This window comes from Chitinophaga sp., from assembly GCF_035564935.1.
Taxonomy (GTDB): domain Bacteria; phylum Bacteroidota; class Bacteroidia; order Chitinophagales; family Chitinophagaceae; genus Chitinophaga.
The window spans coordinates 1-1,523 of sequence record NZ_DATMTE010000951.1 but is presented as its reverse complement, the minus strand read 5'-3'; the positions used below and the strand labels follow the sequence as shown (position 1 = coordinate 1,523).

1 protein-coding gene is annotated in these 1,523 nt (G+C 45.5%); it reads left to right on the top strand.

The genetic code is table 11. From position 1 onward, the window contains the following. The first annotated feature begins 103 nt into the window (after window positions 1–103). Window positions 104–1,435 (top strand): DEAD/DEAH box helicase, encoded by a 1,332-nt coding sequence (locus VN105_RS24685; protein ID WP_325645258.1) that lies wholly within the window; start codon window positions 104–106, stop codon window positions 1,433–1,435. The last annotated feature ends 88 nt before the right edge of the window (window positions 1,436–1,523 follow it).

Here is a 1,523-nt window from a genome sequence, read left to right as displayed (position 1 = left end):
TTTTTCATAGCTTTTTTTGTGCTAATGTATAGAAATAAGCCTTACAAAGGACAAATCCTTAAACGGTAATTCTTTACCTTTGCCGTTCATATATAGCAGTATCATGACTTTTGGTGACTTAAACCTCAATACTCCCTTATTAAACGCGATAGACGAACTGGGTTATAAACAACCTACCACTATACAACAACGCGCATTTTCCGTGATCATGTCCGGCCAGGATGTATGCGGTATTGCGCAAACCGGTACAGGTAAAACATTTGCTTACCTGTTGCCCACCCTGCGGCAGTTTAAATTTTCAAAAGAGAAATATCCTACCGTACTCATTATTGTGCCTACCCGCGAACTGGTAGTACAGGTGGTGGAAGCCGTTAAAAAGCTTACCACCTATATGAATGTATCGGTGCTGGGTATTTATGGCGGCGTGAACATGAACCCGCAGATGGAAGCTGTGCAGGACAAACTGGATATCCTGGTGGCTACCCCCGGCCGGCTGTACGACGTGATCCTCAGCGGGGCCCTGAAAGTGAAGCTGGTAAAACGCCTTATTATTGATGAAGTGGATGAAATGCTGAACCTGGGTTTCCGTACCCAGTTGAGGAACATCATGGACCTGTTGCCGCCGAAAAGGCAGAACCTGATGTTTTCTGCCACCATTACCGAAGATGTGGAGAAAATAATTGAAACACATTTTAATAACCCGGTAAGAATAGAAGCGGCGCCTACCGGTACCCCGCTGGAAAACATTGACCAGGTAGTATACAGGGTGCCTAACTTTTATACAAAAGTGAACCTGTTGGAAATGCTGATCACAGACGATAAAAGCATGACCAAAACCCTCATCTTTGCCGCTACCAAACAACTGGCGGATGATCTCCATGAACAACTGGAGAAAGAATTTCCCGGCCAGGTAGGCATCATTCATTCCAACAAGGAGCAAAACCACCGTTTCAATACCGTCCGCAAGTTCCAGCAGGGAGAATACCGTTTCCTCATTGCCACAGATATCATTGCCCGGGGGCTCGATATTGCCGAGGTAACGCATGTGATCAATTTTGATACACCGGAAGTACCTGAAAACTATATCCACCGTATCGGGAGAACCGGCAGGGCAGATAAAAAAGGCATTGCCATTTTGTTTACCAAAGATGCAGAAACAACGTCTCTCGAAGCAATTGAGCGGCTGATGAATTATACCATCCCTGAAATGCCGCTGCCAGAGGATCTTACCATCTCGGAAGTATTAACGGAAGATGAGAAACCGAAGATCCACATGCGGAATACGCTCGTGAAAGCGCCCAAACGGGATGATGCAGGCCCTGCATTTCACCAGAAGCTGGCTAAAAATATGAAGACCAACAAAAAGGTAAGCCACAAAGAAAAGATGATGCTGAAATATGGCAAACCCAAGAAAAGGGGCGCCAAAAAGAAATAATAATAACGGGTTATTTGCGCGGCCATGCAAATAACCCCGTTCCTCTTCTCCCATTCCCCTTTTAAAAATATCCCTGAGATAGCCCTCG